Genomic DNA, 26,685 nt, shown 5'->3' with positions numbered 1-26,685 from the left:
AGCGTAGGCGGGCGGGTCGCGGCCGGGCAGCCGGTTTTCGGCGCTCAGTCCCCGTCGACCCGCCGGTCCCGCTTGCGCTGCGACTGGCGTTTCTTGTCGGCCAGCCGGCGTTCCTTGGCGCCTCGGGAGGGGCGGGTGGGTCGCCGGGGCGGGGGCGGCGGCGCGACGGCGGCGCGCAGCAGCTCGGCCAGCCGTTCCCGGGCCGCCTCCCGGTTGGCCAGTTGCGCCCGGTGCTCGCTGGCGGCGATCGTCAGCACCCCGTCGACCAGGCGGTTGGCCAGGCGTTCCAGCGCCCGGGCGCGCAGCGTCGGCGGCAGGCTCGGCGAGGCGGCCAGGTCGAAGCTCAGCTCGACCCGGGAGTCGGTGGTGTTGACGCCCTGCCCGCCCGGCCCGGAGGAGCGGGAGAACCGCTCCCGCAGTTCGGCGGCGGGTACGACCCACCGGTCGTTCACCCGCAGTCCGTCGTCCACGTCCCGAGGCTAGCGCCCCGGGGTGGTCGCCGTGGCGCTGGGCGAGGGGCTGGGTGCCGGCTCGGCCCGCTCGTGATCGGGACCGACGGCGGCGTACGCGACCGCGCCGACGAGCAGCAGCGCGATGACGCCGACCTTGGTGGTGACCGCCCGGATCAACAGCCAGGCGGTGCGCCGGGCGCCGGGCACCGCTTTCTTGGCCGCCTTGTAGTCCGTCCACCCGCGCCGGGCCCGGGCGTACTGGGCGCCGACCGCCCAACCGAGGAAGAGTCCCACCGCCAGCAGGACCGCCATGAGAGGAAGCTCCACCCACGCCAGTATCCATACCCAGCGTGATATTTCTATGGGCCGATGGTCCCGCGGCAGGAATCCGACAGTTTTCCCGTTACGACCGGCCGGTCCTGGCGCGTCCCGACTCAGCCGCCTTTGCCGATGATGGTGTCGGCGGTCTGCTGCACCTGGTCGATCGGGATGGCGAAGCCGATGCCGATCGAGCCGTTGCCGTCGATGGTGGCGATCGCGGTGTTCACCCCGACCACCTCACCCCGGGCGTTGACCAGCGGGCCGCCGGAGTTGCCGGGGTTGATGGAGGCGTCGGTCTGCACCGCGCTGCGCCGGTTGGTACCGAGGCGTACCTGCCGGTCCAGCGCGCTGACGATGCCGGCGGTCACCGTGCCGGTCAGGCCGAGCGGCGAGCCGACCGCCAGCACCGGCTCCCCCACCCGCGTGGTGCGCGGCTTGGCCAGCGGCAGCGGGGCCAGCCCGGCGGCGGCCGGCACCCGGAGCACCGCCAGGTCGCTGCCCGGTTCCCGGCCCACCACCTCGGCGGCGAACCGCCGGCCGTCCGGCATCTCCACCGTCACCGCGCCCCCGCCGCCCTTGGCCAGGATGTGGTCGTTGGTGATGATGTGCTGCTGGTTGTCGATGGCGAACCCGGATCCGGTGGCGGCGGACCCGGAGGCCCCGCCGGCCAGCACCGACACCACGCCCGGCACGGTCTTGCGGGCCGCCGTGACCAGCTCCGCCGGGACGGGGGCGGCCGAGGCCGCCGCGGGTCCGGGCGCGTCGTGGCCGGCCACCCAGCCGCCGGCCGCCGCGCCGGAGACCGTGGAGAGGGCCACCACCGCCGCCGCGGCGAGCAGCCGCCCACCCCGGCGCCGCCGGGACGGCTCCTGTCCCGATCCGGGTACGTCCCACCGGGGCCGCCCGTCCGGGCCCAGCTCCGGGGAGAGGAACCACGGGCCCCGCGGCTCGCCCAGTCCGGTCTGCACTGCCATACGTTCCGCTCCTCACTGGTCGGTCCGACGGGCTCAGGGCAGGCGGGAGAACCACCGCATCGACCCGGCCGCGGCGCCCATGGCGAACACCAGCCCGAGGCCGATGAACCGGGCGGAGATGTCCTGGCGCTCCTTGCGGTAGCCCACCGAGGAGCCGATGTCCTCGTAGACCTCGCGGAGCTGTTCGCTGGAGCCGGCCTCGTGGAATCCGCCCCCGGTCTCGTCGGCGACGGCCCTGAGGGTCTGCCCGTCCACCGGCACCTGGATCGGCCGGCCGCCCCGGTCGACGAACCCGTCGGGGGTGCCGAACGAGATGGTGTGCACCGGCACCTTCACCGCCACGGCCGCCGCCGCGGCCTCCATCGGGTCCGCGCCGGAGGTGTTCGCCCCGTCGGAGAGCAGGATGATCCGGGCCGGCGGTGGCTGCTGCGCCGCCTTGGCGTCCAGGCTCTTCACCGCGCCGAGCGACGCGCTGATCGCCTCGCCGATCGCGGTGCCCTGCACACCGGTGATCCCCTCGGCCAGCCGTCCGATGCCGTCGTCCAGCGCCCCCCGGTCGGTGCTCGGTGGCACCAGCACCGCCGCGCTGCCGGCGAACGCGACCAGCCCGACGTTGAACTCGTCGGGCAGCCCGTCGACGAACTGGCGGGCCGCCTCCTTCGCCGCCGCCAGCCGGTCCGGCTCCACGTCGGTGGCGAGCATCGAGGTGGAGACGTCCACGGCGACCATCACGGTGGCCCGTTCCCGGGGCACCCGCACCTCCGCGCTGGGCCGGGCGAAGCCCACCACCAGCAGCGCGAGCATGGCCAGGAAGAGGCCGGCGGGCACGTGCCGGCGCCAGGCGGGCCGGTTCGGCGCCACCCGGTCGAGCAGCCGCAGGTTGGTGAAGCGGACGGCGTACCGGCTGCGCCGGCGCTGCATCAGCAGGTAGCCGACGAGCAGGGCCAGCACCCCCAGCAGCAGCCAGAGTCGGACGGGCGACTGCCAGGTCACGAGCGACCTCCCCGGGTCGGTGCGGGTGCCGCGGCCAGCCGGCGCTGGGCCTGCACGTGCCGCACGATGTCGGCGGTCCAGTCCCGGTCGGTGCGCAGCGTCAGGTGGGTCGCGCCGGACCGGCGCAGCGCGCGGCGTACCTGCTCGCGCTGGGCGGCGGCGGCGCTGGCGTAGCGGCGGCGCAGGGCCGCGTCGCCGGTCCACACCTCCCGCCGCCGGCCGGTCTCCGGGTCGACCAGGGTGACCAGGCCGACATCCGGCAGTTCCAGCTCGCGGGGGTCGGTGACCTCGACCGCGAGCACCTGGTGCCGGGCGGCCAGCCGCCGCAGCGCCGGCTCCCAGGCGGCCGGGTCGTCGTGGTCGTCGGGCAGCCCGTCGAGGAAGTCGGAGACCACCACGACCAGCCCGCGCCGGTTCGCCACCCGTTGCAGCGCGGCGAGCCCCTCACCGAGGTGGGGCGGGTCCACCGGCGGGGCGGGTCCGTCGTGCCCGCCGACGCGGGGCGCGGTCAGCAGCGCGCGGAGCAGGCCGAGCAGGTGGGTACGGCCGCTGCGCGCCGGAAACCGGCGCAGCCCGGTCGAGGTGAGCAGTTGCGCGCCGAGCCGGTTGCCGGTGCCGGCGGTGAGAAAACCGATCGCGGCCACCGCGGCCACCGACAGCTCACGCTTGTCCAGCTCGGCGGTGCCGAACTCCATGCTGGGGCTGGCGTCGACCAGCAGCCAGGTGGAGAGCTCCCGGTCCGCCTCGACCTCCCGGATGTGCGGCACGGTGGTCCGCGCGGTCACCGCCCAGTCCATCCGGCGGACCTCGTCCTCGCCGGGGCGGTACTCGCGGCTGCCGGCGATCTCGGTGCCCGGTCCGGGCAGCAGGCCCCGGTGCTGGCCCTGGAGCAGCCCGTCGAGCCGCCGGGTGACGGTCAGCTCCAGTCGCCGCAGCCGCTGGTCGGGGGCGAGTTCGGCGAGGCCCGGGTGGGCGGGCGCCGGCACGGCGGCGCGCCTCACGCCGCCGCCAGGTCGGTCGCCTGTTCGGGCCGGCCGGTGGCCAGCACGGGAGGTGGCACCGCGTCGACCAGCCGGCGCACCACCGCCTCGGCGGCCACCCCGTCGGCGACCGCGTCGAAGGAGAGCACCAGCCGGTGGGCGAGGACGTCCACCGCCAGTTCCCGGACGTCCTCCGGCAGCACGTACTCCCGACCGCGCAGCAGCGCCTGGGCGCGGGCGGCGGCGACCAGGCCGAGGGTGGCCCGGGGGCTCGCCCCGTACGCCAGCAGCGGCGCGATCTCGGGCAGCCCGAACCGCCCCGGGTCGCGGGTGGCGAGGATGAGCCGGACGACGTACTCGGCGATCGCGTGGTGCACGAAGACCTGGGCGGCGCGCTGCTGGAGCGCGCGCAGCCGGGCCGGGTCGAGCACCTGGTGGGCGCGGGGCCGGTCGGTGCTCATCCGGTAGAGGATGGCCAGTTCGTCGGCGTCGCTCGGGTAGTCCACGACGACCTTCATCAGGAACCGGTCGCGTTGCGCCTCCGGCAGCTGGTAGACGCCCTCGGACTCGATCGGGTTCTGGGTGGCGAGCACCAGGAAGGGCTCCGGCACCGGCCAGCTCCGACCGCCGATGGAGACCTGACGCTCGGCCATCGCCTCCAGCAGCGCCGACTGGACCTTCGCCGGGGCCCGGTTGATCTCGTCGGCCAGCACCAGGTTGGCCATGATCGGCCCCAGCTCGATGTCGAAGTTCTCGCGGGACGCCCGGTAGATGCGGGTGCCGACGATGTCCGAGGGGACCAGGTCCGGGGTGAACTGGATCCGGGAGAACGTGCCGCCGACGACGGTGGCGAGGGTATGCGCGGCGAGCGTCTTCGCCACGCCCGGCACGCCCTCCAGCAGGCAGTGCCCGTCGGCGATCAACGCGGTGAGCAGGCGTTCGACGAGCCGATCCTGCCCGACGATCACGCGTCTGACCTCGAAGAGGGTCTGTTCCAGCTCGGCGCCGGGCGTGTCGGGCTCGGCCGAGGTGGGCAGGCTGGCCAGGGTGTCCGAGATGTCCGTCACGGTGCTTGCTTCCCGGCCTGCCGGGTGGGCAAACGTCGGAATTTCAGCCCTCGGGGGGCCGTTTCCCGCCCGGAGCGGGACGAGCCGCCCGAGCGGTCGGCAACCTCGTAGCCGGGGGTGGAGCGGGCGGGCGACACCGGACGGTGCCGGCCCCCTGGGGGCCGGCACCGTCGCGGTCAGCGGTCAGTTGGCGATGTGGATGTGGAACGGCCGGTCGGCGGGCGTGCCACCGGAGGTCCGGGTCTGGACGAACACCGCGTTCGGGGTCAGGTTGCGGGGCGCGACCGACACCTCGCCACCCGGCGGGACGTTGAACTGGTCGGTGGTGCCGATGGTCGCCACGTACGCCTTGCGGCGCACGTCGTAGTCGAGCAGCACCTGGTACTGCCCCGGGCCGTACTTGGTCGTCGAGACGACGTTCGGCGACCTGGACAGCAGGGTGCCGTTGCTGGCGACGACGGCCCAGGCCACCGTGCCGGCGGCCGGCGGGGCCAGCGTGATGTTCATGGCCGCCCTGGCCTGACGGGCCGCGGTCTCGGACACCGGCGGCTGGGTGCCGACGCCGGGCTGCCGGGCCCCGGGCTGGGCGACCTCGGCCGGAGCCTTGGTCGTCGGCTGGGCGGCGGCGATCCCACCGCCGGTGAGGGTGAGCGCCAGGACGCCGAGCGTCACCGCCGCCGCCTTACGCCTGAAGAATGTGGCCATGACAGGTCTCCCTTTTTTGACCGTGATGATACGGCCGACTCGCATTTCCACGAGCCGGGCGAAATCTGGGGATGAGCCGGATAGACGAAAGCAGAAAGCTTTCACCCGCACCTGAAATGCTGCTTCCTGCAACATTTCATACCCGCTCTGATCAGGTGTTACTACGCTCCGTTGCGGCGCCACAACCACGAGGAAGGTAGCACCGGGAAATGCTGAGCGTCAATAGCCGATCAATAGTTGCTGCGATTCACCACACACTATTTGAAATCGTGAGATGCGAGTGCTGCGTCATTCATGAAAAGCGTCCGCCCCACGACGGCGAAGACCGCCGCTACCCTGACGATCATGATCGGGACACCACCCGCGACGACGCCACGACGTCAGGCGACGACCCTGCTCTGCTGGCTCGCGGTCGCGCCGGCGGCCCTGTGGGCGGTCGCCCGCCTCGCCGGGCTGGAGCGCGGACCGCTGGTGCAGGCGATGGCCTTCACGCCGTACGTCGCGGGAGGGAGCCTGGCGCCCCTGGTGCTGGCGCTCGCCCTGCGGCGCCGGTGGCCGGCGGTGGCCGCGGCCGTGGTGGCGGTGACGCTGATCGGCACGGTCGCGCCCCGCGCGGTCGGGTCCGGGCAGCCGGACACCGCCGGGCCGGTGCTGCGGCTGCTCACCGCCAACCTGCTCAAGGGCGAGGCCGACAGCCGGACGCTGGTCGACCTGGTACGCCGGCACCGGGTGGACGTGCTCGCGGTGCAGGAGTTCACCCCGTGGTCCCGGACCGAGCTCGACCGGCTGGGACTGACCGCGCTCCTTCCCCACCGGACGCTCAACCCGGAGGTCGGCACCACCGGCTCCGGGATCTACGCCCGCTTCCCGCTCTCCGACGACGGCTTCCGGCGCAACCCCGGCTTCCAGTTCACCCAGGCGTACGCCACCCTGACGGCACCCGGCGCGCCCCCGCTGCGGGTCGAGTCGGCGCACCCGGCCGCGCCGTACGCCGTCGAGGTGGTCGACGACTGGTTCACGGATCTGCGGGCCCAGCCCCGGGCCACCCCCGACGGCCCACTGAGCGTGCTCGCCGGGGACTTCAACGCCACCCTCGATCACGCGCCGCTGCGCGCCCTGCTGGACAGCGGGTACGTGGACGCGGCCGACGCCGCCGGGGCGGGGCTGCACGGCACCTGGGGCCCGTACGACGGCGACCCGATCCCACCGGTCACCATCGACCACGTCCTGGTCGACCGCCGGATCGCCGTCCGCGCCGTGGCGGTGCACCCGGTGCCCGGCAGCGACCACCGGGCGGTCCTGGCCGAGCTGCGCCTGCCGGCGGCGGGTTGAGGCGGGACGGGGCGTCAGGCAGCGGCGCCCCCGGCCACGCGCGCGCGATCCAGGCCGTAGGTGAGCGCGTCGACCAGGGCGTGCCAGGACGCCTCGACGACGTTGGGGTGCACGCCGACGGTGGTCCAGTCGCGGCCGGTGCCGTCGGCGGTCTCCAGCAGCACCCGGGTGACCGCGCCGGTGCCGTGGCTGCCCTCCAGGATGCGCACCTTGTAGTCGGCCAGCTCGAAGTCGCGCAGCTCCGGATAGTGCCGGGACAGGCCGACCCGCAGCGCCTCGTCCAGGGCGTTGACCGGGCCGTTCCCCTCGGCGGTGGCGATCACCCGCTCGCCGCGGACCCGGATCTTCACGGTGGCCTCGGAGACCACCGCGCCGTCCTCCCGGTGCTCCACCAGCACCCGGTACGACTCCAGCGCGAACGGCCGGGGCGGCGCGGCGTCCGGCAGTTCGGAGCGGACCAGCAGCTCGAACGAGGCGTCGGCCGCCTCGAACGACCAGCCGCCCGCCTCCAGCTCCTTGACCCGGCTGGTCACCTTCGACAGCGCCTCCGGATGACCGGCCAGGTCCAGGCCCAGCTCGCGGCTCTTGAGCTCGACGCTGGCCCGGCCGGCCATCTCGGTGACGAGGATCCGCATGTCGTTGCCCACCACCGACGGATCGACGTGGTTGTAGAGCAACGGGTCGACCTTGATCGCGCTCGCGTGCAGCCCCGCCTTGTGGGCGAAGGCGGCGGCCCCGGCGTACGCCTGGTGGGTGTCGGGGGCGATGTTGGCGATCTCGGCGATGGCGTGCGAGACCCGCACCATCTGTTCCAGGCAGCCGTCCGGCAGGACGGGCAGCCCGAGCTTGAGCTGGAGGTTGGCGACGACGGCGAAGATGTCGGCGTTGCCGGGGCGCTCGCCGTACCCGTTGGCGGTGCCCTGGACGTGCCGGACCCCGGCCTCGACGGCGGCGATGGTGTTGGCCACCGCGCAGGCGGTGTCGTTCTGCGCGTGCATGCCGAACAGCTCCGGGGCGATGCCGGTGCGCGCGGTGAGGTCGGCGATCGCGGCGGTGACCATGGACGGCAGCATCCCGCCGTTGGTGTCGCAGAGCACGAACCGCTCGGCGCCGGCGGCGAGCGCGGTCTCCACCACCGCGGCGCCGTACGCCGGGTCGTGCCGGTAACCGTCGAAGAAGTGCTCGCCGTCGACGAAGACCCGGCGGCCCTCGGCGACCAGGTGGGCGACGGAGTCGCGGATCATCGCCAGGTTCTCCGGGCCGGTGGTGCGCAGCGCCCGCTCGACGTGCCGGATGTCCGCCTTGGCGACCAGGGCGACGGCCGGGGTCTCGGCGTCGAGCAGCCCCCGCACCTGCGGGTCGGCCCGCACGTCCAGCCCGGCCCGGCGGGTGGCGCCGAAGGCGACCAGCACCGCGTGCCGCAGGTCCAGCTCGGTCCGGGCCCGGCGGAAGAACTCGGTGTCCTTCGGCACCGCCCCGGGCCAGCCGCCCTCGATGAAGCCCACCCCGAACTCGTCGAGCAGTCGGGCCACCGCGAGCTTGTCGACCACCGAGTAGCTGAGCCCCTCGCGCTGGGCGCCGTCGCGCAGCGTGGTGTCGTAGACCTGGAACGTCATGGGAGTCCCTTCAACAAAGGTGGAGCGGCAACAAAAAGACCCCCCGCGGATGCGGGAGGTCTGCGCGCTCGGCGGAGGGGAGGCCGGCGCGCTAGTTGCCGATAATCAGGACGGTGCTGGTCACGATCGCCACTTTGCCACCTCGCCCCGGTTTTGGGAGGCAAAATCCACATGGCGGGATAGTGACGCACCGTGGCCATAGCTGACCGACCCTCGGATCCGGAGCGGCACCTGCCGCCGGTGATCGACTTCACAAGTCGCCCGGCCGCCACCTGGAGGAAACAGCGCTGCGGAAGTATCTGGAACCGATCCAGTTACCGGCCTGGCGTCGCCGCCAGGCCGCTGTCAAGGAGGACCCGTGCTCACTGTCGGTGACCGCTTCCCCGAGTACGAACTCACCGCCTGCGTGTCGCTCGAGGCCGACAAGGCGTTCGAGACGATCAACCACAAGTCCCACGAGGGCAAGTGGCGGGTGGTCTTCTTCTGGCCGAAGGACTTCACCTTCATCTGCCCGACGGAGATCGCGGAGTTCGGCCGGCTGAACGACGAGTTCGCGGACCGCGACGCCCAGGTGCTCGGCGTCTCGGTGGACAACGAGTTCGTCCACTACGCCTGGCGCAAGGACCACCCCGACCTGCGCGAGCTGCCCTTCCCGATGCTCAGCGACATCAAGCGCGAGCTGACCGCCGCCTGCGGCGTCCTCGGCTCCGACGGCGTCGCCCAGCGCGCCACCTTCATCGTCGACCCGGACAACGAGATCCAGTTCGCCATGGTGACCGCCGGCTCGGTCGGCCGGAACGTCTCGGAGGTGCTGCGGGTGCTCGACGCCCTGCAGACCGACGAGCTCTGCCCGTGCAACTGGAACAAGGGCGGCGAGACCCTGGACGCCAACGCGCTCCTCGCCGGCGCCGGGGTCTGACATGGGTCTGGACGCGGTCAAGGCGGCGCTGCCCGAGTACGCCAAGGACATCAAGCTCAACCTCGGCTCCACCGTCGCCACCTCGACGCTCAAGCCGGAGCAGGCCTGGGGCACCGCCCTGGCCTGCGCGGTCGCGGCCCGCAACCCGGTCGTGCTGCGGGAGATCGCCGCCGAGGCGGCCACGCACCTGACCCCGGAGGCGGTCGAGGCCGCCAAGGGCGCCGCCACCATCATGGCGATGAACAACGTCTACTACCGGGCCAAGCACCTCATCGGCGACGACCAGTACGCGTCGATGCCGGCCCGGCTGCGGATGCAGATCATCGCCAAGCCGGGTGTGGAGAAGGGCGACTTCGAGCTCTGGTGCCTCGCCGTCTCGGCGATCACCGGTTGCGGCGTCTGCCTGGAGTCGCACGAGAAGACGCTGCGCTCCTCCGGGTTCACCCGGGAGCAGGTGCACGAGGGGCTGCGCATCGCCGCCGTCGTACACGCCGCCGCGGTGGCGCTCGACGCGCAGGCCGCGCTGGCCTGACCCGGTCACCCCGATGGGCCGACACCGCGTGCCGCGGGTCGGCCCATCGTCGTTTCCGGTCACCGAGTGTGGAGGCTCGCCGGCCCGGGTACCTGCTTCTTCCGACACGGAGCACGTTCACTCCGATACGACCAACGCAGTCGAGGCAGGAGCAGTCATGGACAGGCTCGACCCGCGCAGCACGCAGGGGGCGACCGACCCGATGATCGATGACGGTCGGGGCGCCATCGCCGGGGGCGCACCCGGCGGGCCGTTCGACCCGTGGAGCTACCGCGACCACGCCGGGGTGGCCGACGTCGACCTGGTCGGCTACAACGTCGAGGCGACCGACGGCAGCATCGGCAAGATCGACAGCGCGAGCCACGAGGTCGACGGGAGCTACCTGGTCGTCGACACCGGCCCGTGGATCTTCGGCAAGAAGGTGATGCTGCCGGCCGGCACCGTCAACCAGGTGAACCACGACGAGCGCAAGGTCTACGTGGACCGCGACAAGGACCAGATCAAGGCCGCACCGGAGTACGACGAGAACAGCCACAGCGACCCGGCGTACCGGGACCGGCTGGGCGGCTACTACGACGAGAGCTACGGAAACATGCCCCCGGGCACCGCACGGTAGACGATCCGACCTGACGGCCGGTGGGGCGAGGCCCCGCCGGCCGTTACCGTGTCGACGTGGACGCCATCGAGGTCAATCGCAGAATCCCCTTCTCCGCGATGTTCAACTTCCGCGACGTCGGCGGCTACCCCGGCCACGACGGACGTACCGTGCGGTGGGGCCGGCTCTACCGCTCCGACTCACCGCACCGCCTCGACGGCGCCGACCTGGAGGCGTTCACCGCCCTCGGCATCCGTACCGTCATCGACCTGCGCCGGCCCTCGGAGGTCGAGCGGGACGGTCGGGTGCCCGAGCAGGACGGGCTGGCCTACCGCCACATCCACCCGGAGCACGTCGACTGGGGTGAGCGCCCCTACCGGCAGGGCGAGGACCTCCCGCGCTACCTCGCCGACCGGTACGCCGACCTCGCCGACACCGGCGCCGCGGGGCTGGCCGAGGCGGTCGGGCTGATCGCCGACGAGACGAACGCGCCCGTGCTGGTGCACTGCGTGGCGGGCAAGGACCGCACCGGCCTCGTCTGCGGCCTCACCCTGGCCGCGCTCGGGGTCTCCGACGCCGAGATCGCCGCCGACTACGCGCTGAGCACCGAGGCGGCCGCCCAGTTCCAGGCCTGGTTCGCCAGCACCGGCCAGCAGATGAGGGCGGGGCTGCCGCCGCTCACCACCCCGGCCACGGCGATGACGCTCTTCCTGACGGAGCTGCGGCAGCGGTACGGCACGGTGGCGGACTACCTGCGCCGGGCCGGCCTGACCGACGCCCAGCTCACCGCCCTCCGCGAGCACCTGCTGGAGTAGTCCGTCCCGCCTCGCCGGCCCGCGCCGGGCGACAGCACCTCGTGCGGAGGTCGGGAGGGATCACCGTGCGCCGGGACCGACGGCACCGTTTCGCACCGACACCGGACGGCACCACCTCACCCCGAGACCGGCCGCCACTCCTGAGCCCGGACGCGCCGCCTCGTCCCGAGGTCGACCGGCGCTCAGCGCGTCCCGAGGTCGGACGGGTCCTCAACGCGTCCCCAAGGTCCGACGGCTCCTCAACGCGTCCCCAAGGTCCGGCGAGCCCTCAGCGCCCGCCAGAGGTCGGAGGGGTCCTCAGCGTCCTTTAGAGCTGATGACGTCAACGACTCACCGCGAGCGGACCCACCGCCGGCCTGGTCGATCCGGGACGGCGCCCGTCAACCGACAGTGACCGCGGCGGCTCGATCGCAGTCCCGCGACGAGGTGATCGGACGTCAACCTGCTGATTCGTTTGCGTCATCAGCTCGAAAGGAGCCGCACCCAGGAAGTCCTCCCGACCGGAGCCGTGGTGACCGAGCCGGTGAACTGGGCGAGTCCCGCCGCCCGTCGGAGAGCGGCGAGGCCAGCAGCCCCCCTGGTCCGCGCCGAACTGCGCCCGGTCGTCCTGAAAGCGGCCGAACCGGGAGAGGGGCCGAGAGCAGGCGCCCGCAGAGGCGGGCCAGGAAAGGGCAGCCGGAACCCGGTCGGCGACCGCGCGGGCCGGAACCCGTCCCCGGCCGCGCAAGCCGCATCGGTGGCACTCTGCCCGGCGGCGAGGGCTGAATGACCGGCTGCGCGCCAACCCGGGCAGGGCGAGGCCGACAGACGGCGGCAGACGTCAGAGCACCCGTCGCACCCAGCCGTGCGAGTCCTCGGCCTCGCCGCGCTGGATCGCCACGAGCTGCTCGCGCAGCGTCATGGTGGAGCGGCCCGGCTCGCCGCCGCCGACGAGGAACTCGCCGTCGGGGAAGCGCACCCGGCCGATCGGGGTGATCACCGCGGCGGTGCCGCAGGCGAAGACCTCGCGCAGCCGCCCGCTGGCGGCGTCGGCCTGCCAGTCGGCGAAGCTGACCGGCCGCTCCTCGACCCGGTGCCCGCCGGCGGCGGCCAGGGTGAGGACCGCGTCCCGGGTGATGCCCGGCAGGATCGTGCCGGTCAGCGGCGGGGTGACCAGCGTGTTGTCGTCGTAGACGAAGAAGACGTTCATGCCGCCCAGCTCGTCGACGAACCGGCGCTCCACCGCGTCGAGGAAGACCACCTGGTCACAGCCGGCCTCGATCGCCTCGGCCTGGGCGGCCAGCGAGGCGGCGTAGTTGCCGCCGCACTTCGCCGCGCCGGTGCCGCCGGGCGCGGCCCGGGTGTAGTCCGGGGAGACCCAGACCGTCACCGGCTTGACCCCGCCGGCGAAGTACGCCCCGGCGGGCGAGGCGATGACGCAGTAGAGGTATTCGTTGGCCGGCCGCACACCGAGGAAGACCTCGCTGGCGAACATGAACGGCCGCAGGTAGAGGCTGGCGTCCGGGCCCTCCGGGATCCACTCCCGGTCGACCTCGACCAGCCGGCGCAGCGACTCGACGAACGTCTCCGCCGGCAGCTCCGGCATGGCCAGCCGCTGCGCGGAGGCGATGAACCGGGCCGCGTTGGCCTCGGGCCGGAACATGGTGACGGAGCCGTCCGCGGCCCGGTACGCCTTGAGCCCCTCGAAGATCTCCTGCGCGTAGTGCAGGACGGCGGCGGCCGGGTCCATCGGGATCGGCGCGCGGGCCTCGACGCGGGCGTCGTACCAGCCCTTGCCCTCGGCGTACCGGATGGTCACCATGTGATCGGTGAAGACCCGGCCGAAGCCCGGGTTGGCCAGCAGGGCGGCCCGGTCAGCGGCGGATACCGGCGCGGGATTCGGACGGATCTCGAAATCGAGCTTGTCACCACCGCTCATCGCGCTGACCTCCCTGCGGCTGGACGGCGTGCGGTGCCGCACACCGGATCTGGTGCCAGAAACTTACCCCGAACGGTCGTTCAGCGGATAGCTCCGCCCCACGGATCGAACGCACCCGATCGGGTGCGCGGGGCGGGCCGGCTGGACCCGGGTGGGGGCCGGGCGGCGTACCGCCCGGTCAGGCTACGGCGTTGCCGGCGAGCCGGTCGCCGACCTCCTCGGTGCGCAGCGGTACGCCCGGGGTCCGGCCGGCCAGCTCCGTGGCGACCGCGCCGGCCACCCGGGCGGCGGCGTCGGCGTGGCCGAGCTGGTCGAGCAGGAGCGCGGCGGAGAGCACCGCGGCGACCGGGTCGGCCAGGCCCTTGCCGGCGATGTCCGGCGCCGAGCCGTGCACCGGCTCGAACATCGACGGGTACGTCCCGTCGGGGTTGATGCTGCCGCTGGCGGCGAGCCCGATGCCGCCGGTGACCGCGGCGGCGATGTCGGTGAGGATGTCGCCGAAGAGGTTGTCGGTGACCACCACGTCGTACCGCTGAGGCTGGGTGACCAGGAACATCGCGGCAGCGTCGACGTGCTGGTACTCGGTGGTCACGTCGGGGTGTTCGGCGGCGACCGCCTCGAAGGCGCGGGACCAGAGCGACCCGGCGTGGGTCAGCACGTTGGTCTTGTGCACCAGGGTGACCTTGCGGCGCTCCCGGCGGGAGGCCCGGGCGAAGGCGTCCCGGATCACCCGCTCGACGCCGTGCCGGGTGTTCAGGCTCTCCTCGGTGGCGACCTCGGCCGGGGTGTCCCGGTGCAGCGTGCCGCCGGCGCCCGCGTAGAGCCCCTCGGTGCCCTCCCGGACCACCACCAGGTCCACCTCGCCCGGCTTGACGCTGGCCAGCGGGCCGGACACGCCCGGCCAGAGCCGGGAGGGACGCAGGTTGACGTACTGGTCGAAGGCGAAGCGGAGCTTCAGCAGCAGGCCGCGCTCCAGCACCCCCGGCGGCACGGTCGGGTCGCCGACCGCGCCGAGCAGGATGGCGTCGTGGCCGGCCAGCTCGGCCAGCACGGAGTCGGGCAGCACCTCGCCGGTGCGGTGGTACCGCGCGGCGCCCAGGTCGTACTCCGTGGCCTCGATCCCGGGGAGCACGGCGTCGAGGACCTTGCGGGCCTGCCCGACCACCTCGGGTCCGATCCCGTCCCCGGCCACCACCGCGATCCGTGCCACCTGGCGCTCCTCACCTCGTCGTATTCGTGCACCGTACGTCGCCGTCCCGCCCCCCGGTACGCATCTTCCAGGATGCGGGACAGACGAAGCCTCAGGAGTCTCCCAGGTGACATTCATGGTGCAGTCATCTCCGCTGCCTAGGGTCACAGACGAACGGGTCACGGGGGCCCGGGACGGATCCCGCCGCGGCGCCGCGGCACCGTCGGCGAAGGAGCAGTCGTGATGCGGATCGACCAGCGGCACGCAACGGTACGGACGGACGAACAGCCACGTACCCGGTGGGTGGGCCAGGCGGCGTTCACCCTCCGCCGACCCGACCTGCGGCTGGGCACGCGCAGCCACCGGGTCGACCGCTCCGGCGCCGCCACCGGCGACCGGATCGCCGTCCAGCACACCGTCCGGACCGGCACCGCCGAGTACTCGCTCCTGCTGAACGCCCCCGAGCACCTGGGCCGCCGCACCGTCGGCGACGCGCTGCGCGACGCCGTCGCCGAGCTGCGCGCGATCGACCTCACCTACGGGCCGACCCGCCCGGACAGCCTGGTCTCCCGGCTGCGGCGCGACGAGATCAGCCCCGAGTCGTACCCGCCGCTGGCCGACCTGGTGGACCGCTGCGCGGAGATGCGCGCCGCCACCGACGGCTGGTTCGACGCCTGGGCCGTCCCGGGCGGCTTCGATCCGGGCGGCCTGCTCAACGGCTGGGCGGTGGAGCGGGCCGCGGCCCGGCTGCGCGCCGCCGGCATCGTCGACTACGCGGTGCTCTCCGGCGCCGACCTGACCGTCCGCGGGCACGCCGCGCACGGCGGCCCCTGGCGGGTGGCCGTGCACCACCCGACCGACGGACGCCGGCCACCGCTGGTGCTGGAGATGACCGCCGGTGCGGTGGGCACCTCCGGGGTCAGCGGCCGGCGCGGCCACGTGGTCGACCCGCACACCGGCGAGCCGGCCGAGCAGTTGGTCGCCGCCACCGTCGTCGGGCCCGACCTCACGGTCGCCGACGCCTACGCCACCGCGCTGTACGCCGCCGGCCCGACCGGGCTGGCGTGGTTCCGCAACGACTCGGGATATCAGGCTCTCTTCGCCCACCGGCGCCGCTGAGGCGCCGGGCGGCGCGCCGGCCGAGGTGTGGAGGGGGTCCACACCGTGGCGCGGTCGGCGGGCCCCGCGATCGGCCCCCACGGTCTCGGCAACGACCGTGGGGGCCGGTCAGCGACGAGTGCGCGTGGCTCGCGCAATCGAGGGGTGCGGACCGGCCGGTCGGACGCCTGACCTCGTCACCCGAAGACGGGTCGGACGCCCCCGCCCAGCCGGCGACCGCACCGGTACGCTAGCGAATCGACGCAACTCGACGCAAGAGTCTCCACAGCGGACCGTCCCGGTCGGACCTGCGACATCCTCTCCCCGCCGCACGGCGGGTCAGTTGCGTCCGGGTGAAGTGTTGATGGCACGCTGTGCGCCGTGAGTTTCGATCTGAGCGTGTGGGCCCTGCCTGACGGGGCCACGCCCGAGGACGTCCGGGCGGCGGTGCGGCGGTGCCGCGAGGGACGCCACAGCGACCAGTACCCGGACCCCCGGGTGGTTCGCTTCTATCGGGCCATCACGGCCACCTATCCGGACCGGCCGCCCGTCCCGGGCACCCCGTGGGAGGTCGCGCCGCTGCACGCGGCCAGCGACCATGTGGAACTCAACCTGGTTCCGACCTGCGAGGACCAGGTTCTGCTCGACATCGAGCGGTTGGCCGGCGAGCACGGGCTGATGCTCTTCGACGCCCAGGACGGCTCGGTCTACCCGCCACCGTCGTACGTGGCTCCCTGACTCCCCGTACGACGAGGGGCCCGGCCGTGGCGGCCGAGCCCCCGATGGGTCGCGTGTGGACTACTCGTCGCGCAGGTCCGCGGCGCTGGCCGAGGTCGCGCCGATCGAGTCGGCCGCCGACGTGAGCAGGTCGGCGCCGAGCGCCTGGTCGACGGTGAGGGTCATCAGCGTCTCGCCGCCGGCCTCCCGGCGCGCCACCTGCATCGCCGCGATGTTGACGCCGGCCTCGCCGAGCAGCGTGCCGACGGTGCCGACCACACCCGGCCGGTCGGCGTAGCGCAGGAAGAGCAGGATGCCCTCCGCGCCGATCTCCACGTCGAAACCGTCCACCTCGGTCAGCTTGATGACGTCGCGGACGCCGGTGTGGGTGACCGTGCCGGAGACGCTGACCGTACGGCCGTCGGGCAGCGCGCCGCGGACGGTGACCAGGTTGGGGTGGTCGACCGTCTCGGCCTGGGTGTCGAGGGTGACCTCGACGCCCCGCTCGGCGGCCAGGTGCGGCGCGTTGACGTAGGTGACCTGCTCCTCCACCACGGAGCTGAAGAGCCCCTTGGTGGCGGCGAGCTTGAGCACCGAGACGTCGTTGCTGACGATCTCGCCGCGCACCTCGACGGTGACGCTGGCGGCCACCCCGCCGGCCACCGCGGTGAACGCCCGGCCGAGCTTCTCGGCCAGCGGCAGCAGCGGGCGGACGTCCTCGGCGACCACGCCGCCGGCCTGCACGTTCACCGCGTCCGGCACGAACTCGCCCTGCAACGCCAGCTTGACGCTCCTGGCCACGGCCAGGCCGGCCTTGTCCTGCGCCTCGTGGGTGGAGGCGCCCAGGTGCGGGGTGGCCACCACGTTGTCGAAGGCGAACAGCGGCGACGAGGTGCACGGCTCCTTGGCGTACACGTCGACGCCGGCGCCGGCGACCCGGCCCTCGGCGATCGCGTCGGCCAGGGCCTGCTCGTCGACCAGGCCACCCCGGGCGGCGTTGACGATCCGCACGCCGGGCTTGACGACGGCCAGCTCCTTCTCACCGATCAGGCCCACGGTCTCCGGGGTCTTCGGCAGGTGGATGGAGATGAAGTCGGCCTCCCGCAGCAGCTCCTCCAGGCCGACCAGGCGGACGCCGAGCTGGGCGGCGCGGGCCGGCTGGATGTAGGGGTCGTAGGCGATCAGCCGGGTGCCGAAGGCGGCGATGCGCTGGGCGAAGAGCACACCGATGCGGCCGAGGCCGACCACGCCGACGGTCTTGCCCTGCAACTCCACGCCGGTGTACTTGGACCGCTTCCACTCCCCCGCCTTCAGCGCCGCGCTGGCGCTGGCCGTGTTACGGGCGACGGCGAGCAGCAACGCGACGGCCTGCTCGGCGGCCGAGACGATGTTGGAGGTGGGCGCGTTGACCACCATCACGCCCCGCGCGGTGGCGGCCGGCACCTCGACGTTGTCCAGACCGACGCCGGCCCGGGCCACCACCTTGAGACGCGGCGCGGCGGCGATCGCCTCGGCGTCGATCTGGGTGGCGCTGCGCACGATCACCGCGTCGGCCTCGGAGAGGGCGGAGAGCAGGGCCGGGCGGTCGGTGCCGTCGACGTGGCGTACGTCGAAGTCGTGCGCGAGCACCTCGATGGCGGCGGGAGCGAGTTCTTCGGCGATCAGTACGACAGGATTCATCGGTCCTCGTAGACGTCGTATGCGGTCGGCCGGGGCGACGGGGCGCCGCGGTGCGCCCTGCGCTGATCCATGCCATGGCCGTCAGGTGCCGGCAACGCACCTACCAGGGATGGTAGGTGCCGCACCCACCGGCGTGTCCCGGACTGCGGGGTGAGCGCCCTCACACAGCGTCGTCGCACCCCGGTCATCCCTCGTTCATCCGGCGCCCCCGGTGGAACCGCTCCGCCACAACGGACGCAGCACCCCCAGTGGGAGGGAGTTCGCCCATGTCACCGGCCGTCCGCGTCGCACTGCTGCGCCCACTCGCCCGACGCGCCCCGCTCGGGTACGGCCCGAGGCCGGCCGAGGCGTTGATCACCCGGTCCCAACAGGTGAAAGTCTCCGGCCGGTCGGTCCCCGGCCGGACCGCGGCCGCCGACGAGGCGGTGGCGCTGCGCCGGGCGGCTGGAGCGGTCGGCGCCGGCCCGGAGTGATCCGTGCCGGTAGCGGACCGGGCACGCACGCGGCCCGCGACCCGACGCCGGGAAGAGCGTCGGGTCGCGGGCCGCGGCCTGGTGCGGAACGTCCGTCAGGCGGTCTCGGTGATCGGCCGGTCCACCCAGCTCATCATCGAGCGCAGCTTCTGGCCGGTCTCCTCGATCGGGTGCGCCGCGCCCTCGGCCCGCCACTTGGCGAAGTTGGGGCGGCCGGCCTCGTCCTCGGCGACCCACTCGCGGGCGAACTCACCGGACTGGATCTCACCGAGGATCTTGCGCATCTCCTCCTTGACCCGGGCGTCGACGACGCGCGGGCCGCGGGAGAGGTCGCCGTACTCGGCGGTGTCGGAGACGCTGTAGCGCATCCGGGCGATACCGCCCTCGTACATCAGGTCAACGATCAGCTTCAGCTCGTGAAGGCACTCGAAGTAGGCCACCTCGGGGGCGTAGCCGGCCTCGGTGAGCACCTCGAAGCCGGTCTGCACCAGCGCCGCCGCGCCACCGCAGAGCACCGCCTGCTCGCCGAAGAGGTCGGTCTCGGTCTCCTCGGTGAAGGTGGTCCGGATGGCGCCGGCCCGGGTGCCGCCGATGCCCTTGGCGTACGCCAGGGCGAGCTTGAAGGCGGTGCCGCTGGCGTCCTGCTCCACGGCGACCAGGCAGGGCACCCCCTTGCCGTCGACGTACTGCCGGCGGACCAGGTGACCGGGGCCCTTCGGGGCGACCATCGCCACGTCCACGTCGGCCGGCGGGGTGATCAGGCCGTACCGGATGTTGAAGCCGTGGCCGAAGAAGAGCGCCTTGCCGGGGGCCAGGTTGGGCGCGATCGCCTCGGTGTACAGGGCGCGCTGCGCGGTGTCCGGCGCCAGGATCATGATGACGTCGGCCTCGGCCGCCGCCTCGGCCGACGTGAGCACCCGCAGGCCCTGCTCCTCGGCCTTCGGCCGGCTCCGGGAGCCCGCCGGCAGGCCGATCACCACGTCGACGCCCGAGTCGCGCAGCGACAGCGCGTGGGCGTGGCCCTGGCTGCCGTACCCGATCACGGCGACCTTGCGGCCCTGGATCAGGCCCAGGTCGGCGTCGTCGTCGTAGTACACCTCAACGCTCATTGACTTCCCTTTCGTACGGCGGTCCGAGCGGCCCGTCGTGGACTTGTGTGGTGGTTCGGGCGGCGCGGAGCGCCGACGGGTCGGATCAGGCGGCGCGCAGCGCGGGGCCGGCGGTGATGGAGCGCGAGCCGCGCCCGATCGCCACCGTGCCGGACTGGACCATCTCCTTGATGCCGAAGGGCTCCAGGTCGCGCAGCAGCGCGTCGAGCTTGTCGGGGGTGCCGGTGGCCTCGATGGTGAGCGTGTCCGGGGCGACGTCGACCACCCGGGCGCGGAACAGGTTCACCGTCTCCAGCACCTGCGCGCGGGCGTTGCGGTCCGCGCGGACCTTGACCAGCAGCAGCTCCCGGGCGACGGAGACCTGCGGGTCCAGCTCCACGATCTTGAGTACGTTGACCAGCTTGTTGAGCTGCTTGGTGACCTGCTCCAGCGGGGACGACTCGGCGTTGACCACGATGGTGATCCGGGAGACGTCCGGGTTCTCGGTCTCGCCCACGGCGAGGCTGTCGATGTTGAAGCCGCGCCGGGAGAAGAGGCCGGAGACCCGGGCGAGGACGCCCGGCTTGTTCTCCACCAGGACGGACAGGGTGTGCAGGGTCATTAGATTTCGTCCTCGTCGAAGGCCGGGCGGACGCCACGGGCGAACATGATCTCGTCGTTGCTGGTGCCGGCGGCCACCATCGGCCAGACCATGGCGTCCTTGCCGACGGTGAAGTCGATGACGACCGGGGCGTCGGTGATCGCCATCGCCGCCTCGATCGTCTTGTCCACGTCCTCGGCGGTCTCGCAGCGCAGGCCGACGCAGCCGAGCGCCTCGGCCAGCTTCACGAAGTCCGGGATGCGGTGCTTGTGGGTGCCCAGCTCGGTGTTGGAGTAGCGCTCGCCGTAGAAGAGCGTCTGCCACTGCCGGACCATGCCGAGGTTGCCGTTGTTGATCACGGCGATCTTGACCGGGATGCCCTCCAGCGCGCAGGTCGCCAGCTCCTGGTTGGTCATCTGGAAGCAGCCGTCGCCGTCCACCGCCCAGACCACCGTCTCCGGCCTGCCGACCTTGGCGCCCATCGCCGCCGGAACGGCGTAGCCCATGGTGCCGAGGCCGCCGGAGTTCAGCCAGGTGCCCGGCTTCTCGTACGAGATGAACTGGCTGGCCCACATCTGGTGCTGCCCGACGCCGGCGACGTAGATCGCGTCCGGACCGGCGATCTCGCCCAGCCGCTTGATCACGTACTGCGGGGAGAGAGTGCCGTCGGACGGCTCCTCGTACCCCAGCGGGTAGCGCTCGCGCAGGTCGTCCAGCTGGGTCCACCAGTCGCCGAGGTCGGCCCGGCGGCCGGCGTTGCGCTCGGTGGTGACCGCGGCGATCAGCTCGTCGATGACGTGCTTGGCGTCGCCGACGATCGGCACGTCGGCGTGCCGGTTCTTGCCGATCTCGGCCGGGTCGATGTCGGCGTGCACCACGGTGGCGTCCGGCGCGAACGAGTCCAGCTTGCCGGTGACCCGGTCGTCGAAGCGCGCCCCGAGCGCCACGATCAGGTCGGACTTCTGCAGGCCGTAGACCGCGGCGACGGTGCCGTGCATGCCGGGCATGCCCAGGTGCTGGCGGTGCGAGTCGGGGAACGCCCCCAGCGCCATCAGCGTGGTGACCACCGGGATGCCGGTCAGCTCGGCCAGCTTGCGCAGCCCCTCGGTGGCGCCGGCCTTGAGCACGCCGCCGCCGACGTAGAGCACCGGGCGGCGGGCACCGGAGATCAGCCGGGCCGCCTCGCGGATCTGCTTGCCGTGCGGGTGCAGGGTCGGCCGGTAGCCGGGCAGGTCCAGGGCGGGCGGCCAGGCGAAGGTGGTCGGCGCCTGGAGGACGTCCTTGGGGATGTCGACCAGCACCGGCCCGGGTCGCCCGGTCGAGGCCAGGTGGAACGCCTCGGCGAGCACCTGCGGGATCTCCTCCGGGGTCTGCACCAGGAAGTTGTGCTTGGTGATCGGGAGGGTGATGCCCTGGATGTCCGCCTCCTGGAAGGCGTCCGTACCGATCGAGGGCCGCGCGACCTGGCCGGTGATCGCGACCATCGCCACCGAGTCCATGTACGCGTCGGCGATCGGGGTGACCAGGTTGGTCGCGCCCGGCCCGGAGGTGGCGATGCAGACGCCGACCCGGCCGGTGGCCTGCGCGTACCCGGTCGCGGCGTGCCCGGCCCCCTGCTCGTGACGGACCAGGATGTGCCGGACGCTGGAGTCGTAGAGCGGGTCGTAGGCGGGCAGGATCGCCCCGCCCGGGATGCCGAAGACGACCTCGACGCCGAGCGCCTCGAGGGAGCGCACCAGCGAACCGGCGCCGGAGACCTGCGCCGGCGCAACCGGCCGTACGGTCGCGGCGGCTCCGTCCGGGACGGCCCGGCCACCACCGGCCGGGGTGGCCGGGACGGCGCCGGAGCGCGGCGCGGGGGTGTGGTCGGCGTCGCTGGCCGGCTCGGCGGCCGTGCGCGCCCGCCGGGCGGAGTGGGCGAGGGTCTCTGGCGTGGGTCTCGTCATTGCGGTTCAGGCCTTCGGCTGGAGTGGGTGCGGCTTCGACACGTGTGACGCGGGCGGGTGCCCGCCCCGGTGGGGTCCGACGGCAATAAAAACGGCCCTCGTGCAGATGCACGGGGCCAGCGCACTCTCGGTGAAGGAGAGTGCGCTCAGGTAAGTACTCGCAGCGACCGGATCGACGACATGTGGACCAGCCTGACGCATCTCACGCGATGAGTCAACTGATCCCACATGTTGGTTCACGAACGGGGGACGTCGTCTCCCCGGGAGGGGCCGACGACCGGCCCGACCTGCGATGATCCCGTCCCACCGACGCGCGGCGCGGGCACCGCCGGCGCCGCCGCGGGCGGATAGGACCGCAGCCGCGGCAGGAGCGGCGACGGGGCGGGGCGCACCGGCGCGGCCGGCGGTGGCGGTGGCGGCGGCGCGGGCCGGGCACCCGGCGAGGTGGCGGCCTCCAGCATCGCCTCCAGGTGCTCCGCCGGCACTCCCCAGCCGAAGAGCGCGCCCTGGCCGAACCGGCAGCCGGCGGCGACCACCGCGGCCAGCTCGGTGGGCGAGGTCACCCCCTCGGCGATGACCTCCAGGCCGAGCTGGTGGCCCAGTCGCATGACGATGTCGACCATCGGCGCGAAGGCCGGCCCGTCCCGGTCCACCGGACGGACCGGCTCGTGCTCGGCGACCAGGCTGTGGTCGATCTTCAGGATGTCGATCGGCAGCCGGCGCAGCTGCCCGAGGGAGGAGTATCCGGCGCCGAAGTCGTCCAGCGCGATCCGCACCCCGGTGTGCCGCAGCGCGGTCAGCCGCCGGATCAGCTCGTCGAGGTCGGTGGCGACGGCGTGCTCGGTCACCTCCAGCACCAGCCGCTGCGGCGGCACGTGGTGGGCGCGCAACGCCTCGGCGACCTGCACGACGTACTCCGGGGCGTGCAGCTCGCGCGGGGAGACGTTGACCGACACCCAGACGTCGTGGCCGTCGGCCAGCCAGCGGGACAGCTGCCAGCAGGCCTGGTGCAGCACCCAGGCGCCCAGCTTGGCGATCATCCCGCACTCCTCGGCGAGCGGGATGAACTCGTCGGGGCGGACGTTGCCCAGCTCCGGGTGGTGCCAGCGCAGCAGCGCCTCCGCGCCGACCGGGCGGACCGAGGGCAGCGACGCGACCGGCTGGAACACCAGCCGCAGCTCGTTGCGCTCGATCGCCCCGCGCAGCTCGTGCTCCACCCGGGTCCGCCGCAGCAGCATCTGGTCGTGGGTGCCGTCGTAACGCTCGATCCGGTTCTTGCCGCGCTGCTTGGCGTAGCGCAGCGCCAGGTCGGCGTGGCGCAGCAGCGCCACCTGGTCGGGCTCGCCGCACTGGCCGGCCATCCCGATGCTGACGGAGAGGAAGACCGGCCCGTCCGGGTGCTCGTACGTCCGCCCGAGCACCCCGAGCAGCCGCTCGGCCACCGGGCCGGCGTCGTCCGGACGGCCCCGCATCAGCACGGCGAACTCGTCCCCGCCGAGCCGGGCGGCCAGGTCGCCGGGGCGCAGGTTGCCGCGCAGCCGCCGGCCGACCTCGACCAGCACCACGTCACCGACGTCGTGGCCGCGCATGTCGTTGACGTTCTTGAAGCCGTCCAGGTCGAGCCCGAGCAGCACGCAGCCGACGCCCTCGTCGGCGCAGCGCTGCATCTCCCGCAGCAGGCCGCGCCGGTTGGCCAGCCCGGTCAGCGAGTCGGTGTGCGCCAGCTCCCGGAAGTGCGCCTCCCGCTCGGCCAGCCGGCCGGCGTACCCGCGCATGTCGTTGAGGGTGAGGTACTGCCGGGCGACCAGGGCGAAGCCCTCGACGCTGCCGGCGACGATGCCCAGCGCGTCGAACGGGCCGCCCTCGGCCAGGTGGTACATCGCCGAGGCGGCCATCGCGAACATCGGGACGAAGGCGTACGCGCCGTCGCGGCGGATCAGGTCCACGTCGACCTGACCGGGCTGCTCCACCCGGTGCACCGCCAGCGCGACGGCCAGCAGCCCCAGGGCGAGCAGCGCGGCGCTGGCCAGAGCCATCGTGGGGCCACCCTGGCAGACGCCGCCGGTGACCCCGAGCCCGCCGACGGCGGTGGTGGTGACGCCGAGGCCGAGCAGCCCGAGCCGCCCCCGGGGTGGGTCGGCCCGCAGCAGCACGATCAGGGTGAGCCCGACGGTCAGCGCGGCGTTGACCGTGGCCAGCAGGATCGCCGGGCAGGCCACCGGGGTGACCGTGCCGAGCAGCCGGGTCGGGGCGGAGAAGAGCACCCAGCCGACGAACCAGAGGGCCGTCGCGATGATCAGCGCGTCGAGCAGCAGCCGCGCGGTCGCCGCCCGGGAGACCACCGCGCCGGGCAGGCGGAGCAGGCCGGCGGCGGCGGCCAGACCGCTCGCCGCCACCGCGATGGAGATCAGTACGGGCCAGCCGCTGAGTCGCGCCGGATGGGGCGGGTGGTCGGGGTCGCCGAGCACCACCCCCACCCCCACCAGCAGACCGACCAGGGCGAGCGCCGCAGCGGCGGCCAGCAGCGCATACGACTGGCGGTGCGGGCCGGTGCGCCGCCGGGCCGACCCGGCCAGCAGCACGGTGGCGGCCGCGGCCACCAGGCCGCTCAGCACCGCGACGGCGACCATGCCCGGAGGTGAACCCACGCCCTCCAGGGTGCCGGATGGCGGCCCCCCGCGGGGCACCGGGTGTGCATCTGTTGGGACACGGCGCGACCGGCGGGGGGCGTCGCGGTGGCGGTGTCAGACTGGTATCCATGCCTGAGCTGCGGTCGAGGACATCCACCCACGGTCGGACGATGGCCGGCGCCCGGGCCCTCTGGCGGGCCACCGGGATGACCGACGACGACTTCGGCAAGCCGATCGTCGCCATCGCCAACAGCTTCACCCAGTTCGTCCCGGGTCACGTGCATCTCAAGGACATGGGCGGTCTGGTCGCCGACGCGGTCGCCGAGGCCGGCGGGGTGGGACGCGAGTTCAACACCATCGCCGTCGACGACGGCATCGCCATGGGTCACGGCGGGATGCTCTACTCGCTGCCCAGCCGGGAGCTGATCGCCGACGCGGTGGAGTACATGGTCAACGCGCACTGCGCGGACGCCCTGGTCTGCATCTCGAACTGCGACAAGATCACCCCGGGGATGCTGCTGGCCGCGCTGCGGTTGAACATCCCGACCGTCTTCGTCTCGGGCGGGCCGATGGAGGCCGGCAAGACGGTGGCGATCGAGGGGATCGTGCACTCCAAGATCGACTTGATCGACGCGATGATCGCCTCGTCCAACGAGGCGGTCACCGACGAGCAGCTCGGCGAGATCGAACGCTCCGCCTGCCCCACCTGCGGCTCCTGCTCCGGCATGTTCACCGCCAACTCGATGAACTGCCTGACCGAGGCGATCGGCCTGGCCCTGCCCGGCAACGGGTCGACGCTGGCCACCCACGCCGCGCGCCGGTCGCTCTTCGTCGAGGCCGGCCGCACCGTCGTGGAGATCGCCAAGCGCTGGTACGACGGCGACGACGCCTCGGTGCTGCCCCGCGCGGTCGCCAGCCGCGCCGCCTTCGAGAACGCGGTCGCCCTGGACGTGGCGATGGGCGGGTCCACCAACACGATCCTGCACCTGCTCGCCGCCGCCCGGGAGGCGGAGCTGGACTTCTCGGTGGCCGACATCGACGCCATCTCCCGCCGGGTGCCCTGCCTGGCGAAGGTGGCGCCGAACTCGCCGCAGTACCACATGGAGGACGTGCACCGGGCCGGTGGAATCCCGGCCATCCTCGGCGAACTGGACCGCGCCGGCCTGCTCCACCGGGACGTGCACGCGGTGCACTCCCCCACGCTGACGCAGTGGCTGGCCGACTGGGACGTCCGGGGCGGCTCGCCGAAGCCGGAGGCGGTCGAGCTGTTCCACGCCGCGCCGGGCGGGGTGCGCACCACCGAGCCGTTCTCCACCACCAACCGCTGGTCGTCGCTGGACACCGACGCGGCCGGCGGCTGCGTCCGGGACCGGGAGCACGCGTACTCGGCCGACGGCGGGCTGGCCATCCTGCACGGCAACCTCGCCCCGGACGGTTGCGTGGTGAAGACCGCCGGGGTGCCCGAGGAGTGCCTGACCTTCCGCGGGCCGGCGAAGGTGTACGAGTCGCAGGACGACGCGGTGACGGCCATCCTGGCAAAGGAGGTCGTCGCCGGCGACGTGGTGGTGATCCGTTACGAGGGCCCGAAGGGCGGCCCCGGCATGCAGGAGATGCTCTACCCCACCTCCTTCCTCAAGGGCCGGGGGCTGGGCCGGGCCTGCGCGCTGCTGACCGACGGCCGGTTCTCCGGCGGCACCTCCGGGCTCTCCATCGGCCACGTCTCCCCCGAGGCGGCCTCCGGCGGGCTGATCGCGCTGGTCCGGGAGGGCGACGAGATCGTCATCGACATCCCGGGCCGGTCCATCGCCCTGAACGTGCCCGATGACGTGCTCCAGTCGCGGCGGGTCGCCGAGGAGAAGCGGGACAAGCCGTACACCCCGGCGGACCGGCAGCGGCCGGTGTCGGCGGCGCTGCGCGCGTACGCCTCCATGGCCACCTCGGCCAGCGACGGCGCGTACCGGCGGGTGCCGGAGTAGGCGGCGCGGCGCGGCCCGTGCAGTCGGCCACGACGGCGTCCAGGGTGGATGCCGGGTGAAGCGTGATA

General features: G+C 73.3%; 24 protein-coding genes. 9 read left to right on the top strand and 15 right to left on the bottom strand.

The genetic code is table 11. From position 1 onward, the window contains the following. Positions 1-44: 44 nt before the first annotated feature. From arfB to V6U79_RS01925, 7 genes are all read right to left on the bottom strand, one after another. On the bottom strand, positions 45-470 hold the full coding sequence (arfB, locus tag V6U79_RS01955; protein WP_334518953.1) for an alternative ribosome rescue aminoacyl-tRNA hydrolase ArfB: 426 nt from the start codon (positions 468-470) through the stop codon (positions 45-47). Between the two features lie 9 nt (positions 471-479). Continuing rightward, positions 480-779, bottom strand: coding sequence for a hypothetical protein (locus V6U79_RS01950; protein WP_334518955.1), 300 nt, complete (start codon positions 777-779; stop codon positions 480-482). A gap of 107 nt (positions 780-886) precedes the next feature. Beyond that, positions 887-1,747: a S1C family serine protease gene (locus V6U79_RS01945; protein ID WP_334518957.1), complete on the bottom strand. Its 861-nt coding sequence runs from the start codon at positions 1,745-1,747 to the stop codon at positions 887-889. A gap of 33 nt (positions 1,748-1,780) precedes the next feature. After that, positions 1,781-2,740 (bottom strand): VWA domain-containing protein, encoded by a 960-nt coding sequence (locus tag V6U79_RS01940; protein WP_334518959.1) that lies wholly within the window; start codon positions 2,738-2,740, stop codon positions 1,781-1,783. Next, positions 2,737-3,741 carry a DUF58 domain-containing protein gene (locus V6U79_RS01935; protein WP_334613253.1) on the bottom strand — a complete coding sequence of 335 codons (1,005 nt, stop codon included), beginning with the start codon at positions 3,739-3,741 and terminating at the stop codon, positions 2,737-2,739. The genes V6U79_RS01940 and V6U79_RS01935 overlap by 4 nt, the downstream gene beginning before the upstream one ends. Next, positions 3,738-4,787 (bottom strand): AAA family ATPase, encoded by a 1,050-nt coding sequence (locus V6U79_RS01930; RefSeq protein ID WP_334518964.1) that lies wholly within the window; start codon positions 4,785-4,787, stop codon positions 3,738-3,740. Before V6U79_RS01930 ends, V6U79_RS01935 begins: the two co-directional genes overlap by 4 nt. A 183-nt stretch (positions 4,788-4,970) precedes the next feature. Then, positions 4,971-5,492, bottom strand: coding sequence for a hypothetical protein (locus tag V6U79_RS01925; RefSeq protein WP_334518966.1), 522 nt, complete (start codon positions 5,490-5,492; stop codon positions 4,971-4,973). Between the two features lie 348 nt (positions 5,493-5,840). Here V6U79_RS01925 and V6U79_RS01920 point away from each other — a divergent pair, with 348 nt between their 5' ends. Beyond that, a complete protein-coding gene (locus V6U79_RS01920) occupies positions 5,841-6,824 on the top strand; it encodes an endonuclease/exonuclease/phosphatase family protein (RefSeq protein WP_442933738.1) in 984 nt (327 codons plus the stop codon). 14 nt (positions 6,825-6,838) lie between these two features. On the opposite strand, the gene cimA is transcribed toward V6U79_RS01920, so the two are convergent. Next, positions 6,839-8,440, bottom strand: coding sequence for a citramalate synthase (gene cimA, locus V6U79_RS01915; protein WP_334613251.1), 1,602 nt, complete (start codon positions 8,438-8,440; stop codon positions 6,839-6,841). 358 nt (positions 8,441-8,798) lie between these two features. Here cimA and V6U79_RS01910 point away from each other — a divergent pair, with 358 nt between their 5' ends. The 4 genes from V6U79_RS01910 (at position 8,799) to V6U79_RS01895 (ending at position 11,301) form a co-directional block, all read left to right on the top strand. Then, entirely contained in the window at positions 8,799-9,359 is a 561-nt protein-coding gene (locus V6U79_RS01910; RefSeq protein ID WP_334613250.1) for a peroxiredoxin, read from the top strand. Position 9,360: 1 nt separating this feature from the next. After that, positions 9,361-9,891 (top strand): alkylhydroperoxidase, AhpD family, encoded by a 531-nt coding sequence (gene ahpD / locus V6U79_RS01905; RefSeq protein WP_334613249.1) that lies wholly within the window; start codon positions 9,361-9,363, stop codon positions 9,889-9,891. 157 nt (positions 9,892-10,048) lie between these two features. Continuing rightward, entirely contained in the window at positions 10,049-10,507 is a 459-nt protein-coding gene (locus V6U79_RS01900) for a PRC-barrel domain-containing protein (protein ID WP_334518979.1), read from the top strand. A 20-nt stretch (positions 10,508-10,527) separates the two neighbouring features. Then, positions 10,528-11,301: a tyrosine-protein phosphatase gene (locus V6U79_RS01895; RefSeq protein WP_442933734.1), complete on the top strand. Its 774-nt coding sequence runs from the start codon at positions 10,528-10,530 to the stop codon at positions 11,299-11,301. A gap of 820 nt (positions 11,302-12,121) precedes the next feature. Here V6U79_RS01895 and V6U79_RS01890 read toward each other — a convergent pair. Further along, on the bottom strand, positions 12,122-13,219 hold the full coding sequence (locus V6U79_RS01890; protein ID WP_334613247.1) for a branched-chain amino acid aminotransferase: 1,098 nt from the start codon (positions 13,217-13,219) through the stop codon (positions 12,122-12,124). Between the two features lie 178 nt (positions 13,220-13,397). Continuing rightward, on the bottom strand, positions 13,398-14,429 hold the full coding sequence (locus V6U79_RS01885) for a 3-isopropylmalate dehydrogenase (protein ID WP_334518986.1): 1,032 nt from the start codon (positions 14,427-14,429) through the stop codon (positions 13,398-13,400). A 222-nt stretch (positions 14,430-14,651) separates the two neighbouring features. Between V6U79_RS01885 and V6U79_RS01880 the strand changes: the two genes are divergently transcribed. Together V6U79_RS01880 and V6U79_RS01875 are read left to right on the top strand one after the other, a co-directional pair. Then, a complete protein-coding gene (locus tag V6U79_RS01880) occupies positions 14,652-15,527 on the top strand; it encodes an FAD:protein FMN transferase (protein WP_334613391.1) in 876 nt (291 codons plus the stop codon). Between the two features lie 360 nt (positions 15,528-15,887). Continuing rightward, positions 15,888-16,244, top strand: a complete 357-nt coding sequence (locus V6U79_RS01875; RefSeq protein WP_334518988.1) for a hypothetical protein — start codon at positions 15,888-15,890, stop codon at positions 16,242-16,244. Between the two features lie 60 nt (positions 16,245-16,304). Here the strand turns inward: V6U79_RS01875 and serA are convergent, their stop codons facing one another. Continuing rightward, a complete protein-coding gene (serA, locus tag V6U79_RS01870; protein WP_334613246.1) occupies positions 16,305-17,903 on the bottom strand; it encodes a phosphoglycerate dehydrogenase in 1,599 nt (532 codons plus the stop codon). Positions 17,904-18,169: 266 nt separating this feature from the next. On the opposite strand from serA, the gene V6U79_RS01865 reads away from it, so the two are divergent. Further along, positions 18,170-18,376 carry a hypothetical protein gene (locus V6U79_RS01865; protein ID WP_334613245.1) on the top strand — a complete coding sequence of 69 codons (207 nt, stop codon included), beginning with the start codon at positions 18,170-18,172 and terminating at the stop codon, positions 18,374-18,376. Between the two features lie 95 nt (positions 18,377-18,471). On the opposite strand, the gene ilvC is transcribed toward V6U79_RS01865, so the two are convergent. From ilvC to V6U79_RS01845, 4 genes are all read right to left on the bottom strand, one after another. Beyond that, positions 18,472-19,485 carry a ketol-acid reductoisomerase gene (ilvC, locus tag V6U79_RS01860; RefSeq protein ID WP_334613243.1) on the bottom strand — a complete coding sequence of 338 codons (1,014 nt, stop codon included), beginning with the start codon at positions 19,483-19,485 and terminating at the stop codon, positions 18,472-18,474. Positions 19,486-19,570: 85 nt separating this feature from the next. Beyond that, a complete protein-coding gene (gene ilvN / locus V6U79_RS01855) occupies positions 19,571-20,086 on the bottom strand; it encodes an acetolactate synthase small subunit (RefSeq protein ID WP_088963577.1) in 516 nt (171 codons plus the stop codon). Further along, a complete protein-coding gene (locus V6U79_RS01850) occupies positions 20,086-22,011 on the bottom strand; it encodes an acetolactate synthase large subunit (RefSeq protein ID WP_334613242.1) in 1,926 nt (641 codons plus the stop codon). Before V6U79_RS01850 ends, ilvN begins: the two co-directional genes overlap by 1 nt. Before the next feature lie 236 nt (positions 22,012-22,247). Further along, positions 22,248-24,659 (bottom strand): putative bifunctional diguanylate cyclase/phosphodiesterase, encoded by a 2,412-nt coding sequence (locus V6U79_RS01845; RefSeq protein ID WP_334613241.1) that lies wholly within the window; start codon positions 24,657-24,659, stop codon positions 22,248-22,250. Between the two features lie 110 nt (positions 24,660-24,769). Between V6U79_RS01845 and ilvD the strand changes: the two genes are divergently transcribed. After that, on the top strand, positions 24,770-26,617 hold the full coding sequence (gene ilvD, locus V6U79_RS01840) for a dihydroxy-acid dehydratase (RefSeq protein ID WP_334613240.1): 1,848 nt from the start codon (positions 24,770-24,772) through the stop codon (positions 26,615-26,617). The last annotated feature ends 68 nt before the right edge of the window (positions 26,618-26,685 follow it).

Source organism: Micromonospora psammae, assembly GCF_036902725.1.
GTDB lineage: Bacteria > Actinomycetota > Actinomycetes > Mycobacteriales > Micromonosporaceae > Micromonospora.
The sequence above is the reverse complement of the archived record's forward strand: the minus strand, read 5'-3'. Positions and strand labels throughout refer to the sequence as shown.